Raw genomic sequence first — 16,505 nt, forward strand, 5'->3', positions numbered from 1 at the left:
ACGTTGAACAGATCGAACGTGACGCCGTACGAGAGGCGCTGCTGTCCGAGGTTGGGGAAATCCTTTCGGAAGCGGACGTCGACATTCTGATACGGGAACGTTCCCGGGACAGTGAAGCCACCACGTACATATGGATTGAGGTCGTTCGAGGCGCAGAAACGCGTATTGCAACCCACGTCCTGCTTGTACTTTCCGCCTAACGTCAGCAGCCCCGAGAACTGGATGCCCCACGCATATGGGAGGTCAGTAATCCAATTCCCGACCAACCGGTACTTTTCGTCATTCGACGGATGTCGCGGGATGCTCGCCGACGTCGGGAAATCGAAGTCGTCGCCCGGGTTATCGGCCCCCTTGAGGTCGCGCGACGCGTAGCTCCCGGAGAGGCCAGCTCCCCAGCCGATGCTGTGCGGAGTTGCCTTGGCGTACGGTCGATCGAGCTGCAGCAGGAGGGCGTTGTACCACGTCTGCTTATCGTTCGTCGAGTAGATGAAGTTGTTAAAGCCAAGCGCGTTCAGGTTGATGCCTCGCGCCGGGGACGACCCTGGCACTGGCCCATTGCAAGTGACGCCGAAGCCGTTCCCATTGACGCCGCAATTCATCCAATTCAGGGCCATCATGTCGTATGCGTGCGAGTAGGCATACGTGACCGTCGTCGCCCACCGACCAAACGAGTGCCGGACACCGAGATTCGCCTGCTGCGAGCGCGGCACCTTTGCGTCATTCTGAATGAACCAGATCTCCGGAAGTCCCGACGAGTGCACCAGCTGATCCAGCACCGCGCGATTCGTCGTTAGGTAGGCGTCGTTCCACGCCACCTGACCAGCCACCGGCGCGACGCCTCGCGGCGCAAAATTCACCGTAAACGCAGGGTGCGTGATCTTCTGCGTCTCGTCCGTGGCGTAGAGGTCGCGCTGGATGCGGTCATAGTAGAGGCCCCAGCCGCCAAAGACCGTCGTCCGGTTGGCTTTGTCGATGGCGTACGAAAAGCCAACCCGCGGCTGGAACGCGCCATAGAACGGGTTGCGATTGTGCCCGTTGCTGATGTAATCGCTGAGGTTGATGGGATTCGCGAGCTGGTTGTTGTACTTCGTGACGGTGTCGACGGCATTCTGTGGCGTGACGAAGCCGCGATTCAACATGTTCGTCTCGAGATCCCAGCGAATACCCAGATTCAACGTCAAACGCTCGACGGGCGTCCAATCATCCTGAATGTATGCGCCGACCTGCGTGTCGTTCGAGTTGAAGTTGGGATCGCCGGTCTGATAACTGAGTTGGAATGGTGTGTTGTAGTTATACGTCTGCGTACCGTTTCCCGTATTCGCCGTCGCTGCGTACTGGAACGTCGGAATGCGGCTGTTGTCCTTGATGCCGTACATGCGGACGAAGTCGAGGCTGAGACCGGACTTGAATACGTGCTCGCCGGACCAGCGGAATCCCGTATACGTGATGTCGTCGCGCAGCTCGATCGTACGCTGCTTGAAATCCTGGTCGCTGTCGTAGCTGCCGAGGGTGGCATTCCCGCCGGGGTATGTGTAGATCCGCTTGATCAGATCAGGATTATCCGCCGTTGGATTCCGCCGAAAGTACGTGAAAGCGAGCTTGGCTTCATTCAGCATCGGGCCGCGGACGTAGGTGTTCTTCGCCTGGGCGATGCTCACATTCTGCCGAAAATCGGTCGCGCCCTGCTGAACGGTGGGACCGCCGAAATCACGAAGGTCAGTCTCGGTGCGATTGCTGAAGCTGATCTCGCCCGTGGAATTCTCCGTGAAGGAATTGTCGAGTTTTCCAAACCATAATTGCTCGCGGAATGGCGACCCGAAGCTGCCGTTGTATTTCGTGACGTTCACTGAATCGAGCGCCGGAAAGGCGCCGGCCGTAACCTGCGGTGTGGCAACAGCGACACGATTCACACGATCCTGAATGTTGCTTTCATATGAACCGAAGATGTGCATCTTGTCCTTGATAATCGGACCACCAAGGCTCAACGCGCCGAGTGTGCGCTTGTAATCGGGCTTCACGAACGTCGCCGGGTTCAGGTTCTTGTCTTTCTTCTGAAAGCTGTCGAGCGCGACCATGTTCTTGTTCTGGAAGTTGAGCAGCGCATCGCCGCTCCACGTATTGCCGCCAGACTTGGTCGTCGCCGTGATGACAGCACTCGATGCGTTCTGGTATTCCGCCTTGAAGTTTTGAGAGATGACGCGGTACTCCTGTACCGCACTCCGTGGAAAAGGATTGCCGCGGCTCGCATCCTGACCCGCGATTCCGCCAGCGGTGATGTCGTTTTTCAGGCTCGTGCCGTCGACAAAGAGGTTGATGGAGTTAGGCGCCTGACCACCGGCGGAAATCGTCTTGACCGCGAGGTTCCCGTTGACCGGGTTGATGCGGTCTTCCGAAACGATGACACCGGGCGAGAGCGCCGCCAGATCGAGAAAATTCCGTGAGGTCGTCGGCAGGTTCTCGAGCTGCTGCTGCGTCACGTTTGTCGCAACCTCCGACGTCCGCATCTCCGGTGCGGGTGCCGCGGTTACGGCAACCGTTCCAAGCGTCACGGCCTGCGCTGAGAGATTGAAATCCTGGAATTGCGTCGCGCCGATTTGAACGACGATGCGCCGTGTGATCGGCGAGTAGCCGATCCGCCGAACGGTGAAGTCGTAGGCGCCCGGCGTGAGTCCCGGCAGAATGTACGTGCCATCGTCACGGCTCGTCGCCGCGCGCGGAACGCCGCTTTCGACATTACGTGCCGCGATCTGCACGCCGCTCAGCGCCGCACCGCCCGTCCCGGTTACTGTGCCCCGGACCGTGCCCGTCGTCGTCTGGGCGAAAGCGCCGTGTCGCGCCGGCGCGAGGAACGCCAGTGCAGCCACGAGCAGTAGCATGAAGCGACCGACTCCTGTTTTTCGTGTCATGAAGCGAACCTCCCGAAGTGTGAAAACGACGACCGCGCGCGAGCCGCCGAGCGCGTCGCCATGCCCATCATTCGACTACTCGTCCATCCGTGCAGCCGCACGACTGCCTAACGACGAGCGTCGTTGCCAGGATCTCGCAGCGCCGGCGCAGGCGCCGGTCGCCGCTCAAGGACTCCACAAGCCGCTCGGTCGCGCGTTCGCCCAATTCGATGATCGGCACGCGCACCGAGGTGAGAGGTGGACTGGTGTACTGCGCGATTGGAATGTCGTCGAAGCCCGTCACCGCGATCTCCTCCGGCACCGAGACCCCCGCTTCACGCAGGGCGCTCAACGCGCCGATGGCCATCGAGTCATTGGCCGCGAAAATCGCCGTTGGTCGCTGCGACAATCGGGACAGCGCTTTGGCCGCTCGGTAGCCGCCCGTTTCCGTGAAGTCGCCGTCGATCTCCAGCAACGGATCGGCCTTCACGCGCGCCGCTTTGAGCGCCGAGCGATAGCCGCGCCGCCGCTCCTCCGCGTCGACGTTCCCCGCCGCACCGCGGATGAAGGCGATACGGCGGTGACCCATGCCTAACAAGTGGCGCGTCATCGCCGACGCGCCGCCAACGTTGTCGATCTTGATCGCGTCGAACCCCGGCGTGCGCGCCGCGCAATTGAGCAACACGACCGCCGGACACGCCGCGAGACTCGAGCGCAACGTCTCCTGATCCAGATCTGGCGACATCACGATCAATCCATCGACGCGGCCGCGCATCGCGCCGAGCGCCGCTTCGAGCGCCTGCTGCTCCGAGTGTGAGCTCGACACCAACATATGGTAGCCGCTGCCCTGTGCCACGAGATCGATTCCGCGAATCACCTCTGAGAAGAACTCTCCGTAGAGGTCCGGAAGTAACACGCCGATTGTATGGGTGCGCCGGGTAATCAGACTGCGCGCGGCGCTATTCGGTGCGTACTGGAGACGCGACGCGACGCGCTCGATGCGCTGGCGCGCGTCGTGGCTCACCGGTCCGCTGTCGTTGAGCACACGCGAAACCGTGGCGACGGAAACTTTCGCCAGTCGAGCGACGTCGCGAATCGTGGCCGAACGGGTGCGGGAACGCGGAGGCGTACGGGATCACCCCGTGAGGGAAGCGCGGCCTGCTCCTATCGACTGGAAACGTTTACAGTGGGGCGGCGAACTGTCAAGGCGGCGTCACGATTCCGTCTCCACCCGCTCCACACGATTCGCCGTCCACACCACCACACCCCGCGTGCCCATCTCCGGACAGGCCTGCGCCGCCGACATCACCCCTTCGACAGCGCGCTCCGGCTCCGTGAATACGCCGTACACCGCAGAACCGGATCCGCTCATCAACGCGGGCAGCGCGCCGGCACCACGCAGCGCGTCGAGATACGCGGTGATCTCCGGATGACGCCGGCTCACGACCGGTTCGAAATCATTCGCGGCGACGGCGCCCAGTCCCTCCCACGTATCGAGCTCGCTCGGTTGCAGCACGCTGCTTTGCGCTTCGTACGTGCCGCGATCATGCGCGAGCCATGCATACGCGTCCTTCGTCGACACGGCGAAGCCCGGCATGACAAGAACAATTGGTCGCGGTGCGAGAACGGGGAGCGGCAACAGGCGGTCACCCCGTCCCCATGCGAGCGCCATCGGACTGTCGATCGTCATGAACGCGACGTCGGCGCCGAGCGACGGAGCGAGCTCGGCGAGACGGCGTCCGAGCGGTGCGGGTGACATCGCGTCGAGCGCGCGCAGCACCGCGCCGCCATCCGCGCTACCACCGCCGAGTCCTGCACCGGCGGGAATCTCTTTCGTCAGCTCGATCGCGAACGTCGACGGCCAACCGGTCGCATTCGCGTACGCACATGCCGCACGGTATGCGAGATTCTTTTCTGTCGGTCCGAGCCCGCCTTCCGGAAGCGTGTCACCGGTGATGTCGAGCGACCGGCCGCGGACGTCGTCGCCGACGCGCACGAGGACGCGGTCGGCTAACGAGAGCCGGAGGAAAACCGTCTCGATCGCGTGATAGCCGCCTTCTTCGCGAGCGAGGACGCGGAGCAGCAGATTCACCTTCGCCTGCGCCGCTACTCGCGCGATGCGACTCATGCAGCCGGCGGCTGGATCGATTTGTCGCTGCTCCCGCTGCGTACGTCCGGACCGCTTCCCGCGCTTCCAACTTTGCTCAACTCGGCGAACGTCAGACCCGCTCGTGCAAAGTAGTACGCACCGATGAGCGTGATCGGAATGAACGACAACAAGTGAAAGCCGACGGCCCACGTGAGCGCGATCGTCTGCGAGAACCCGTACACGCCTAACGCGAGCTTTCCGAAGGCCTCGAACGTCCCGAAGAAGCCGGGACTCGATGGAATGGCGACGCCGATCGCGATGATACCCTGCGTGAACATCGCCATACCGAATGGCGCGTGAATGCCGACGGCGACGAACGCGATCCAGAACGCGAGCGCGTTCAGGAGCCAGTGCAGGAGCGCCCAGAAGAAGACGGCGGCGAAGCGCCTCGGGCTGCGAAGCACGCTGAGACCGCTCGCGAACGCCACCAAAATCGTGCGCCCGCGGGACTCGAACGACGGCGCCACGCGCCGCGCGAACAACTCGAACAGCGAAATGATCTGGGTCGGAAAGAACACGATCAGATAGAGCACGACGATCACGCCGGCGACGAACACCGCGCCGCCGAGCGCCAGGCGTGCGACCGATGCCGCCGCGCCCGTTGGAAAGCTCGGCAGGAGCATCGCCGTGAGCATGAGCAGCAGCACGATCAACGAGTCGAAGACCCGATCGACGGCGAGCGAGGCGAAGGCCGCCGAGAATGACACGCGATCGACTTCGCGAGACAACGCATACGGGCGTGCGAGCTCGCCGGCCCGCGCCGGTAGGATGTTGCTCACCATCATGCCGATCGCGGTCGCTCGCCAGAGCGGTCCGAATGGAAGATTCGGCTCCACGGGATCGAGGATCGTGCGCCAGCGTCGCGCGCGCAGCGGAAAGATTCCCGTCGCCGCCACCGCCGACAGCAACAAGAGCCACAGATTCGCGCGACGAATCTCGAGTCCAACCTGCTGCCACTCGATATCGTGGAATGCATACCAAAGGAGCGCGAGACTCAGCACTATGCCGAGCGCGCCCCGCCAGCCAAATCGCATGCAGTTACTCCGCTAGCGCGAGATCCAGCAGATCGAACAGCTCGGCCATCGATTCGTCGTTGGCGTCTCCACCGCCGCGACGAATTTGCTCGCGCAACTCGATGGCGCGCTCGATCGCGGCGCGGCCGCGATACAGCAACGCATCGATCGGCACGAGCGGCTGCTCGGCGATGTCCACTGGCTCACTCATCGGGTGCGCGGCGATCGAGCTCAAACTGTCGATGCCTTGATCGAGCACCGCCATCGTGTCGCGTGGTGTCGAAACACGTTGTGCGCCGATCGGCGTCCGGCTCCGCGGAGCACTCGATATCGGACGCGAAGGCGGCAGTGGCGACGGCGTCGAAGGAACGGAGCTGTTCACGGGACTCCGAGGCTGATTGGCAGCATTGAGCGAGGCAGCCGCCGTGGCCAGACTCGCGTCGGCGCGAATGCGTGGCGTAATCACCGGCGTCGGTGAGGTCGAGGAGAATGATGGCGCCGGAGCCTGCCGCGCGGGAGCGGGGATCTGTGCGCTCGGAGGCGCGGCGCTCGACGGCGGTGCGCTCGCAACACTGCTCGTCGGTACCGCCGCGAACCCCTCGCCGATTCCCGAGTCGACCTGCCGCGCCAGTTTGAGCTCCGCCAACTGTGACGCGAGACGCTCGCCCTCCAGGCCGGGACTCGCCAACGCCTGTGCGAGCGCCTCGAGCGAGTTGAGCGAGAGATAATCGAGAGTTTTTACCGCATCGAAGTGCGCACCGATCAGCTCCGCCACCTGTTCTTCGGCGAAGCTCTCGGCATCGCTGCGCAGCGCGGCCAGCGCGTGGCGCAGCTCTCTCCGGACTCGATCCTGAGCTGGCGCGTCCTTCGCGCGCCGCGCCTCGGCGACGAGCCCGCGCAGATGTTCCCCCTGGCTCACGACCTCCAGTCGAAAACGCTCGGCAGGCGTCGTCGGCGGATGCGGAGACGCACTGACGACGTGGGGGCCCCCGTCCGCATAAAACAGCTCGGTGATCGGGACGATACGACTCGCGCCCTGCTCTTTCGATTCGAAGCGCGCGAGCGCGTCGACGAACGCGTCGCGCTCTGCCGAGGATGCGTCCGCGGGACGGCCCTCACGCAGCGCGGCAGCGGCGTGTCGGAGCAGTGCGGCGGCCGCACGGAGAAACGCGATTCGGTCTGCGTCGAGCGGTCCCTGACCCAGCTCCAGTGGCTTGGCAACGAGCTCCGCTCCTGCCATCACTTCCGACAGCGGCGTGACGTCCTTGATCCCGGCGACACCGCGCATCGCACGCACTCGACGCAGGACTTTCACCGCGGCATCCCGATCGTTAGGCCTGGTGGCGAGTAGCTCGAGTCCCGCGGCGATATTCGACGATTCCGCCGCGAAGAAACCGCCGCCCGTGGCAGCGGCGGGTGTGGACGACGCGCTCGGCGTCGCTGCCGGCGCGATGCGGGCAAGTTCCGCGGTGCGGTTCGCGGCGCGCTGATCGTCGCCCGCCGCCCACGACCGCACCGACCGAATGAGAATCTTCAGATCGTCGATCGTGGCGACGAGCGTTCCCGAGATTGCGGGCGACCACGCGACCGTGGCGTCGCGAAGACCTCGCGCGACGCGCTCGAGCGCCGTCGCCAGCTCGGCGAACGGCGTGAGCTTGGCCATCGTCGCACTGCCGCGAAGGGCCCGTGCGTTACGCGCGATCGCTTCCGCATCCGGCGCGCCCCCACCGGTCGCGTTGGCGCGCGCCAAGAGCCCGTCGAGCAACTCGACGTACTCGCTCGCTTCCAGGATGAAGAAGTCGAGGAATCCCGAGGTAGGAGTCGGATTCGTCATTGAGGGCGGTGGCCGGCCATCGAGAGGAGTTGGGGGCTAGGGATTAGGGACTGGGGATTGAAGTCAGGGCGCGAGACTCTGGGACGGCGTTAAGCACTAAGCTCTGCGGCCCTAGCCCTAATCTCTAGCCCCTACCCCTTAGCCCATCTGACGACGCTCGGGCCTCGTCCATAACGTTGCGGAGGTCGCGAACCGCCTGCAGCAAGCCGACGAAGATTGCTTGGCTGACCACCGAGTGGCCGATGTTGAGCTCCTCGATCTCGGGGATGACGGCGACGGGACGGACGTTGGCGACGGTGAGGCCATGTCCTGCGTGAACGGCGAGACCGAGGCGAGCACCGAGTCGGGCGGCGTCCTGCAGCGCGGTGAGTGTTTGCGAATCGCCGGCGCAGTGGGCGTACTGGCCGGTGTGCAGCTCGATGGCGGCGGCACCGAGCTCGCGGGAACGCTCAACCGAATCGGCGTGCGGCCCGATGAAGAGGCTTGTCCGAATCCCGGCGTCATTGAGCCGCGCCACGCCTTTGCGCAATCTCTCCGGATCATGATGGACGTCGAGCCCACCCTCGGTCGTGATCTCCTCACGGCGCTCCGGGACGAGGGTCACCTGATGCGGCCGCAAACGCATCGCGATCGCGAGCATCTCGTCGGTGCACGCCATCTCGAGGTTGAAGACCGTCGCGATGCCGGTTGCGAGTTGCTCGACGTCGGCGTCCTGGATGTGCCGTCGATCCTCGCGGAGATGCGCCGTGATTCCGTCGGCGCCGGCCTGCTCGCAAAGCAGTGCGGCCTCGATGGGATCGGGTTCTGTTCCGCGCCGGGCTTGCCTCACGGTGGCGACATGGTCGACGTTGATGTACAGCCGCTGATGCTTGAGCATGATTATCTTGGGCTGGCGCCTTCCCTCCACGGAGATCGCATGAAGTTAACTCTTCTGACCCTCGTCTCGATAACGCTCGCATCGGCGTGCGCGACATCGCCGTCGAAGGTCACGACGACCGCGCCGATGCCGGCCGTTGCTCCGGCAGGAAATACGACTGGAGCGGCCGACGCGAGAGGTGCCGTCCTCGCGTTTCTCGACGCGGCGAAAAGTCAGGATCTCCAGGCACTCTCGGCAGCATGGGGCTCAGTGGATGGATCGGTCCGCGATACGGGCGCGATTCCGCGCGAGGAGATGGAAAAGCGCGAGCTGGTGATGCTTTGCTATCTCACGCACGACACGCATCAAGTACTGAGCGACGCGCAGGCCCCGAACAACGAGCGGGTCGTTGCCGTGCAGCTCCGCCGCGGCAATCTGGCCCGCACATCGAACTTCTACGCGGTCGCCGGCCCTGGCGGTCGGTGGTATGTTCGAGCGTTCGACATGGAGCCGCTAACCGACTTCTGCAGAGCCAAGGGTCGCTAGTCGCGAACTTGGTCAGCCGAACCCAAGTTCATCGTTCGGTCAACTCGATCAAGACGCCGCCTGTGGAGGATGGATGGAGGAAAGCGATGGGCTTGCCTTCGGCACCGATACGCGGCTTTTCATCGATCAGCCGGATACCCGCGGCGCGGCAGCGCTCGAGCGCTGCCGAAAGGTCGTCGACCGCAAAACAGAGGTGGTGGATCCCCGGGCCACGTTTGGCGATGAATTTGCCGATGGGTGAATCATCGACCGCCGGCTCGAGGAGCTCGACCAGCGATTCCCCGGCGGAAAAACCGGCGATTCTGGCCCCATCCGCGTCATCCAGAGAAAGGCCGTCCATTCCGAGCACATCGCGATAGAATGGTGTGAGGGCCTCGAGGTCTCGCACGGCGATGCCAATGTGGGCAAGGCGAGCTCCAGAGCGGGGCAAGGACGATTTGGGCAAGATTACGAAGGCTGAAGTCAGGAAAAGCTAACCTTAAAGCGGGGCGACACGATCGAATTTCGCCCTCACAGGCAAGGAGGAGAAAGCCGAGCATGTCCAACGCCGTAGTGGTCACCGACGCGACCTTCGAGCAAGAGGTCGAGAAGCACGACGGTCTCTCCGTCGTCGATTTCTGGGCGACCTGGTGTGGCCCGTGTCGAATCATCTCACCTATCCTCGATCAACTCTCCGTCGAGTACGAGGGACGGGTCAAAATCTCGAAGATGGACGTCGACGCCAACATCAAGACGGCGTCCCGGTTCAACGTCCGATCGATCCCGATGCTGTTGTTCTTCAAGAACGGGAAGGTCGTGGATCAGATCATCGGCGCGGTGCCGAAGAACATGATCCAATCCAAGTTCGAGCAGCATGCCGCTCCTCAGAGCGCGGAGCGCGGTGCATAGGCGGGACGCAGTAGGGGCGGCAGTGCTAGCACCTAGCACCTGGCAATTCAGAACTACCGGCGTTTCCTGATAGCGGAGTCGAGCGTCCCTAAGGTGCCGCTGGTGGCGGACCTAGGGGCCTGAGAACGCCTGGGCCGACACGTCCGCGGCCAGGCGTTCTTCTTTTTCCTCTGCTCCGCGATGCACCATCATGTAGCCGGTCTCCGGTATCCGCACGCACGCGTGCTGCTGCCGCGCACCCGGCTCGCGTACATCCACCTCCGCAACCTGCTGACCGACGCGAAGCGCGATCGGTCCGCGCGCGTTTCGGGCTACGTCGCCATTTGGCTGCCAGAGGAATTCGTCACGCTTTACATGCAGCGCGGCGAGGTCGTGAACGCAACGATTCGCGACAAGAGTGGCTCGTGCGTCATCGCTATTGCGAAGGCGCTCGAGATGGTGCCAACGGAGCCCGAGTACGGTGACATCTGCTTTCACGAGGCGGACGAGGCGCAACTCGCCTGCATGTTCATCGCCCAGACTCGTGAGTCCGAGGCGTGGCCCGACGGACTCGCCGTCACCGATCCGGCCGTGCTCTTTCCGTATCTCATGGCGATCACGTTCGACGGATCGATCGAAATCATTGCTGACGAGACCGTGAATTATCTGCTTTTCAAGAACGGAAACGTCGAGCGCGCGTTCATGGCCGCGGGCAATCAGGGCACGCTCGTCGATCGCGTTGCCAAGTTGTTCGCACGCGAAGGACGAAGCGGATCGAAGCTTCAGCGCTGGCCCGAGATGCCGACGCTCCCCGAGCAAGCTCCGCCCGCGCTTGTGCAAGCATACCGCGAGCTCGCTACGGGGCTCGTCCAACGTCTCATCGCGCAGGGAAAGGAAGGTGCGCCAGCGATCGCCGAGCAAGCGCGTCAGAATCTGCTCACCGAGCACGATTCTCTCGAAGGATTCTCGTTCAATGGGCGCCCGGCTCGCGACCCGGTAACGGAGACGGCGAAACTCACGAAGGCGATGGCGGCATGGATGAAAGAAGTCATTTGGGCTGCCGTCGATCACGATGTGCTTCCGCCGGAACAGCTGATCAAAGAGCTGACGTGGGATCGCCGGCACATGTTCCAGTCTGCCGGGCTGTACGATCAGCTTCCCTGGAGGGTATCCTAGATGGGGTGAGCGCGTCGGTCGCCGCCGGTCGACTTTATGTCGTCAGTACCCCCATCGGAAACTTGGGGGATTTTTCTTTTCGAGCGATCGACGTTTTGCGCGCGGCGTCGCTGATCCTCGCCGAGGACACGCGGCACTCGCGGACGCTGCTGAACCGGTACGAGATCCGAACGCCAGTCAGCTCGTATCACGAACACAATGAAGCGAAGACAACACCGGGATTGATCGAGCGTCTTCGGAGGGGCGACGATCTCGCGCTGATCTCCGATGCGGGAACGCCCTTGCTTTCCGATCCGGGATCGCGACTCGTTTCGGCTGCCATCGACGCGAGCATCATCGTCATTCCGATTCCCGGTGCCTCCGCCTTGTTGCCGGCGTTGATCGCGTCGGGAATCGACGCCGAGCGATTCACATTCTTTGGCTTTCTTCCGCGCAAGGGACGCGAGCGCGCGTCGACGCTCGCCGAGCTCGTATCGTTGCCACATACTGCCGTGTTGTATGAAGCGCCGACGAGGCTGGCCGAAACGCTCAGTGAACTGGAAGAGCACGGCGCGGGGCAAAAAAAGATCGCGGTGGCCCGCGAAATGACAAAGCAGTATGAAGAGGTGCGTCGGGGAACGGTGAGTACGCTCCGCGCGTACTACAAGGACACGCCTCCGAAAGGCGAATGCGTGATCGTGCTCGCAGGCGCCGATGTGTGTGCCGTGGATGAATCGGATGTGCGCGCACGTGCGCGCGCGCTCGCGGCCGAGGGCCGGAGCGCACGTGACGTGGTCGCTCAGCTGGTCGCGGAACTTGGCGTCCCTCGGAATAAGGCGTACGCGATTGTGGAAGAGGAGAAGCATGCGTAGAGGGCGGAGCAAAGAGCGCGGAGCGCAGAGCGTTGCGCGCAGAGCGAGAAGCATCGCTATCGGCGTTGGAGCTCTCGCGCTGAGCGGCGGTCTCCTTGCCGCCGCCGGACCGCGCTCTTCCCACAGCGCTCTACACTCTCGGCCACCGGCGCGTCTGACTATTGCGCGTCTCCAGTACGACGGCGGCGGAGACTGGTACGCGAATCCGTCGAGCCTTCCCAATCTGCTCGCCGCCATCCGGGAACGGACCTCGCTCGATGTCGGCAAGGTCGAGGCGCGGGTTCGGATCATGGACGACAAGCTCTGGGATTATCCCTTCCTTCACGTCACCGGTCACGGCAACATTCGCTTGAGTGACGAAGAGGTCGTGCGTCTGCGCGAGTATCTCATGCGCGGCGGCTTCCTGCACGTGAGCGATAATTACGGGATCGACTCGAGCTTCCGCCGGGAGATCAAGCGCGTCTTTCCCGACCGTGAGCTGGTCGACGTTCCGTTGTCGCATCCGATCTACCACATCGTCTACGACTTTCCGAAAGGTTTACCAAAGATTCACGAGCACGACGGTAAGCCGGCGCGCGGCTTCGGCATCTTCATTGGAGATCGTCTCGCGGTCTTCTACGATTGGTCGTGCGATCTGGGAAATGGCTGGGAAGACTACGAGGTCTATCACGACCCGCCGGCGCTGCATGAAGCGGCGCTGCGCATGGGCGTGAACCTGTTCGTCTACGCCGTAACGAGTCGACCGGTGCCATGACGCCACTCGAATTCGTCGAACGAGAACGCGCACGCCTCCGACGCCTGCACATCGTCGCGGGCGTGTCGCTTGCGCTCGCCGTCACTTTCGTCGTGTTGGCGCTCGGCGTGCTCCTGCTCGGCAATGCGCGCTGGATTGCCCTGCCGCGCTCCGCGCCGTTCGCGGTATGGCTGGTTGTCGGCGCGCTGGATATGTCGGTCATCGTCTGGAGCTGGCGACGGCTGCGCGGCGACGTGACTCGAACAGGCATGGCGGCGACGATCGAGCGCGAGCAAGCGCTGCGGGCCGGTGCCTTACGAGGCGCGCTCGAGGTGGCTGACCGTGGCGCGCTGGGACGTCACGCCGCGACGGAAATGTCGAACAGGCTCCGGGGCGCGGGACCGAATCTCGCGCCGACGTCGCGACGTTCCGCGCGCCGGCACGCGGGTCGCACCTTCGCTGCCGCCGCGATCAGTATCGCGCTCCTCGGCGGCTTGACACCGGTGTTCGGCGACGGTCTGCTCGCGCTGCTGCTTCCGGTCAAGGCATGGAACGGCACGCTCCTGCCGAAGTTGGAGTTCCGCAGTCTGCCCCGTGAAGTGATGCGCGGCGAGGAACTGAAGCTGGAAATCGTCGCGCCGCGCCGATCGCAGGTGACGTTGGCGCAGCGAACGACTGGTGAGGGATGGCGCACGACGTCGATCGCGGTGTCACCTGACGGTATTGCACGCACCGAGATCGGGGCGATGCGCGGCGCGCTCACGCTCGTCGTCTCCGACGGCCGCGCGTCGACGGACACCGCAGTCGTTAGGGTCACGGATCGGCCGTTTGTCGGCGCGATCTCGATGCACGCGACGTATCCCGAGTATCTCGGACGGGCACCCGAAGGACTTCCTGTCGGCGAGCCGGCGCGCGTGCCACAGGGCACAATCGTCGAGATCTCCGGCCGTGCGTCGACGGAACTGAAAGGCGTCCGTCTCGTGAACCCGAAGAATTCGATCGAGTTGCACCCCAACGGTCATGCCTTCAGCGGCCGCTTCACGGCGACGCAGACCGCCAAATGGAATTGGAGCGCCGTGGGTCCGTTCGGTCCGATCAGCGACGTGCCGCTCCCGCTCGAGCTCGAGGTCGTACCGGATTCGGCGCCGCGCGTCGAGCTCGTATCTCCGGCTGCCGACACCCTCGTTGCCGGCGGCGACCGCATTCCACTTCGCCTAACGGTGAGCGACGATCACGGCATCGCGCGCGTGGAACTGCAGAGCTGGAAGCAGGGCAATGGTGCGCAGCAGCCCATGCTCGTTCAGATGCTCTCGGGACCGCAATCCACGCTCTGGAACGGCTCGGCGATGCTCGATCTCGCTCCGCGTGAGCTTCAGCCCGGTGACGCGCTGCACGTGAAGGTTGTGGCAATCGACAACTCACCGTGGGCGCAGAAAGGCGAGAGCCGGGAGTTGCTCCTCAAGATTCCAACGATGGAGGAGCGCCGCGCCATGGCGCGCGATGCCGCCGACTCGGCGGTGCGTGAGGCGCAGGCGACGGCGACTGCGCAGCGCGCTCTCGAACAACGCACCGATGACGCCGCTCGTGATCGCGGCCAGCGGGCAAACGGTACGCGCAACGGCGACAACGCGTCCTCGTCGGAATCGAAGGCGAACGGCGGACAACAGGGCTCGATGAGCTATGAGGCGGCGGAGCAGGCGCGCGCCGTCGCGAAGGAACAACGCGCGCTCACCGACCGTGTGAAGAATCTCGAAGAGCAGGCGAAGAGTCTCGAGCAGCAGCTCAAACAGGCGGGCGCGCTGGATACCAGCTTGGCGCGCCAGCTCCGCGACGCGCAGGAATTGCTGCGTCAAGCGCTGACGCCCGAGCTGATGGAGCAAATGAAGAAGCTCGAGGACGCGGCGCAACAGCTCTCCGGCGATCAGGCTCGTCAGGCAATGAAGGATCTTGCCGCGATGCAACAACGATTGCGCGAGCAACTCGAGAAAAGTGCGGAAATGCTCAAGCGCGCCGCCTTCGAGGGCGCGATGCAGACCTTGAAGGACGAAGCGAAGGACATCGCCGATCGTGAACGGAAGCTTGCGGACAGCGCGAAGGCCAAGCGCGACAGCGCGAGCGAGGCGCAGCAAAACCAGGCGCGACAGCTCGCCGAGCGGTCGGACCGTTTCAGCGACGACGTGCGGAAGCTTCAGGAGCGGCTCGCGCGCGAGAAGGCAGATCCGGGCGCAAAGCGCGCTGACGAGGCGCGAAAGCACGGTGAAGCATCCGCCGAGAAAATGAAAGAGGCTGCTGGGGATCAGTCCGCTGCCAGCGAGCAACAAAACGGACGCGACTCGCTGAAAGCGTCGAGCGGCAAGCCTAACGAGCAGCGCTCGTCAGCGGCGCAGCAACGCCAGTCGGGGCAGAGCTCGCAGACGCAAGCGGGTGGTGATCAGCAGCGGGGACAGGGCCAAGCCAGCGCGCAGGCGCAGAATGGCAAGCAGTCCAGCGGTGCGCAGGGCCAGCGCCGGCAGCAGGGTCAATCCGGTCAGTCGGGTCAGCGCGGCCAATCCGGGCAGCAGGGTGGCGAGATGCAGGAGAGCGCGCGCGACGCCGCCAGCCAGATGGAGCAGGCAGCACAGGCGATGCAGGACGCGCGTGATGCGCAGGTTTCGGAGTGGAAGAAGGAGCTCACGGGCGATCTCGATCAAACGATTCAGGAGCTCTTGCAGATGGCGCGCGAAGAGTCGGCGATGGAGCAGAAGGCGCGCTCCGGCGATGGGAAGGCCGACGAGATGCGCGGCCAGCAGAGCGCGGTGAAGCAGGGCGTCGACGAAGCCGCGCAGCGCATGCAGAAAGCCGGGCAGAAGTCCTCGCTCCTCTCCGCTCGATCGCAACGCGCGATGGCCGAGGCGCAGCAAAAGGTGGGGCAGGCAACGCAGCAGATGACAGACCAGCGTGGCTCGTCGCAATCCGCGAGCTCGTTAGGTGAGGCCGCCGAATCACTCAACCGTGCGGCAGCGTCGCTCGCGCGCGACCGCGAACGCGTGAACACGGCGTCGTCCGCGTCCGGATTCGCCGAGATGCTGCAACAGCTGCAGGAGATGGCCAAGAAGCAAGGATCCATCAATGCCCAGGCGCAGGGGCTCATGCCGATGCCCGGTGGGCAGATGTCGAGTGAGATGCAAGCGACCGCGCGCGCGCTCGCGCGCCAGCAGCGAAGCGTGGCGCAGCAGCTCGACGAGATGGGCGAAGGCCCTGGCGGTGATCGTGCCGCTCAACTGGCGAAGGAAGCGCGGCAGCTGGCCGACGCGCTGGAGGGAGGCCGCATCGATGGAACGACGCTCGCGCGGCAACAGCAGCTCTTCCGACGATTGTTGGACGCCGGCCGCTCGCTCGAGAAAGACGAGCGTGAGGACAGCAACAAGCGGGAGGCAAAGGCCGCGAAGGGTGACGACGTGTTCGCGCCCACGAACACCGATGCGACAGGGAAGAACGCATCGAAGTTCCGCGAGCCGAACTGGAACGAGCTGCGAGGACTCACCGCGGACGAACGGCGGGCGATCCTCGATTACTTCAAGCGCATCAATGAACAGAAGCCGTAAAGCGTGGAGGG

At 64.0% G+C, this 16,505-nt stretch carries 13 protein-coding genes; 6 read left to right on the forward strand and 7 right to left on the reverse strand.

The window, feature by feature from the left end; all coding sequences use genetic code 11:
* From VGH98_13650 to VGH98_13675, 6 genes are all read right to left on the reverse strand, one after another.
* The coding region (locus VGH98_13650; protein ID HEY2377017.1) for a carboxypeptidase regulatory-like domain-containing protein at window positions 1–2,906 on the reverse strand (2,906 nt) is incomplete at its 3' end.
* A 67-nt stretch (window positions 2,907–2,973) separates the two neighbouring features.
* On the reverse strand, window positions 2,974–3,981 hold the full coding sequence (locus VGH98_13655; GenBank protein HEY2377018.1) for a LacI family DNA-binding transcriptional regulator: 1,008 nt from the start codon (window positions 3,979–3,981) through the stop codon (window positions 2,974–2,976).
* 117 nt (window positions 3,982–4,098) lie between these two features.
* A complete protein-coding gene (gene ispE, locus VGH98_13660; GenBank protein HEY2377019.1) occupies window positions 4,099–5,013 on the reverse strand; it encodes a 4-(cytidine 5'-diphospho)-2-C-methyl-D-erythritol kinase in 915 nt (304 codons plus the stop codon).
* Window positions 5,010–6,068, reverse strand: a complete 1,059-nt coding sequence (locus tag VGH98_13665) for a lysylphosphatidylglycerol synthase transmembrane domain-containing protein (protein ID HEY2377020.1) — start codon at window positions 6,066–6,068, stop codon at window positions 5,010–5,012. The genes ispE and VGH98_13665 overlap by 4 nt, the downstream gene beginning before the upstream one ends.
* 4 nt (window positions 6,069–6,072) lie before the next feature.
* Window positions 6,073–7,881: an Hpt domain-containing protein gene (locus VGH98_13670; protein HEY2377021.1), complete on the reverse strand. Its 1,809-nt coding sequence runs from the start codon at window positions 7,879–7,881 to the stop codon at window positions 6,073–6,075.
* 124 nt (window positions 7,882–8,005) lie between these two features.
* A complete protein-coding gene (locus tag VGH98_13675) occupies window positions 8,006–8,758 on the reverse strand; it encodes a pyridoxine 5'-phosphate synthase (GenBank protein HEY2377022.1) in 753 nt (250 codons plus the stop codon).
* Between the two features lie 39 nt (window positions 8,759–8,797).
* Between VGH98_13675 and VGH98_13680 the strand changes: the two genes are divergently transcribed.
* Window positions 8,798–9,283 carry a hypothetical protein gene (locus VGH98_13680; protein HEY2377023.1) on the forward strand — a complete coding sequence of 162 codons (486 nt, stop codon included), beginning with the start codon at window positions 8,798–8,800 and terminating at the stop codon, window positions 9,281–9,283.
* Between the two features lie 28 nt (window positions 9,284–9,311).
* Here VGH98_13680 and mce read toward each other — a convergent pair whose 3' ends face one another.
* Window positions 9,312–9,728: a methylmalonyl-CoA epimerase gene (mce, locus tag VGH98_13685; GenBank protein ID HEY2377024.1), complete on the reverse strand. Its 417-nt coding sequence runs from the start codon at window positions 9,726–9,728 to the stop codon at window positions 9,312–9,314.
* Between the two features lie 56 nt (window positions 9,729–9,784).
* Between mce and trxA the strand changes: the two genes are divergently transcribed.
* The 5 genes from trxA to VGH98_13710 all read left to right on the forward strand — a co-directional run bounded on the left by trxA (window position 9,785) and on the right by VGH98_13710 (window position 16,494).
* On the forward strand, window positions 9,785–10,171 hold the full coding sequence (gene trxA / locus VGH98_13690; GenBank protein ID HEY2377025.1) for a thioredoxin: 387 nt from the start codon (window positions 9,785–9,787) through the stop codon (window positions 10,169–10,171).
* 180 nt (window positions 10,172–10,351) lie between these two features.
* Window positions 10,352–11,326 (forward strand): hypothetical protein, encoded by a 975-nt coding sequence (locus VGH98_13695; protein HEY2377026.1) that lies wholly within the window; start codon window positions 10,352–10,354, stop codon window positions 11,324–11,326.
* A 5-nt stretch (window positions 11,327–11,331) separates the two neighbouring features.
* Complete coding sequence (gene rsmI / locus VGH98_13700; GenBank protein ID HEY2377027.1) at window positions 11,332–12,177, forward strand: 16S rRNA (cytidine(1402)-2'-O)-methyltransferase; 846 nt, start codon at window positions 11,332–11,334, stop codon at window positions 12,175–12,177.
* Complete coding sequence (locus VGH98_13705) at window positions 12,170–12,931, forward strand: DUF4159 domain-containing protein (GenBank protein ID HEY2377028.1); 762 nt, start codon at window positions 12,170–12,172, stop codon at window positions 12,929–12,931. Before rsmI ends, VGH98_13705 begins: the two co-directional genes overlap by 8 nt.
* Window positions 12,928–16,494, forward strand: coding sequence for an Ig-like domain-containing protein (locus tag VGH98_13710; GenBank protein HEY2377029.1), 3,567 nt, complete (start codon window positions 12,928–12,930; stop codon window positions 16,492–16,494). Before VGH98_13705 ends, VGH98_13710 begins: the two co-directional genes overlap by 4 nt.
* Window positions 16,495–16,505: the final 11 nt, after the last annotated feature.

The sequence above is a fragment of the Gemmatimonadaceae bacterium genome (genome assembly GCA_036496605.1).
Taxonomy (GTDB): Bacteria; Gemmatimonadota; Gemmatimonadetes; order Gemmatimonadales; family Gemmatimonadaceae; genus AG2.

Coding starts and splice junctions, on each gene's coding strand:
- ispE (HEY2377019.1), bottom strand. CDS start 5,013: ATGAGTCGCATCGCGCGAGTAGCGGCGCAGGCGAAGGTGAATCTGCTG.
- VGH98_13665 (HEY2377020.1), bottom strand. CDS start 6,068: ATGCGATTTGGCTGGCGGGGCGCGCTCGGCATAGTGCTGAGTCTCGCG.
- VGH98_13670 (HEY2377021.1), bottom strand. CDS start 7,881: ATGACGAATCCGACTCCTACCTCGGGATTCCTCGACTTCTTCATCCTG.
- VGH98_13675 (HEY2377022.1), bottom strand. CDS start 8,758: ATGCTCAAGCATCAGCGGCTGTACATCAACGTCGACCATGTCGCCACC.
- VGH98_13680 (HEY2377023.1), top strand. CDS start 8,798: ATGAAGTTAACTCTTCTGACCCTCGTCTCGATAACGCTCGCATCGGCG.
- VGH98_13695 (HEY2377026.1), top strand. CDS start 10,352: ATGCACCATCATGTAGCCGGTCTCCGGTATCCGCACGCACGCGTGCTG.
- VGH98_13705 (HEY2377028.1), top strand. CDS start 12,170: ATGCGTAGAGGGCGGAGCAAAGAGCGCGGAGCGCAGAGCGTTGCGCGC.
- VGH98_13710 (HEY2377029.1), top strand. CDS start 12,928: ATGACGCCACTCGAATTCGTCGAACGAGAACGCGCACGCCTCCGACGC.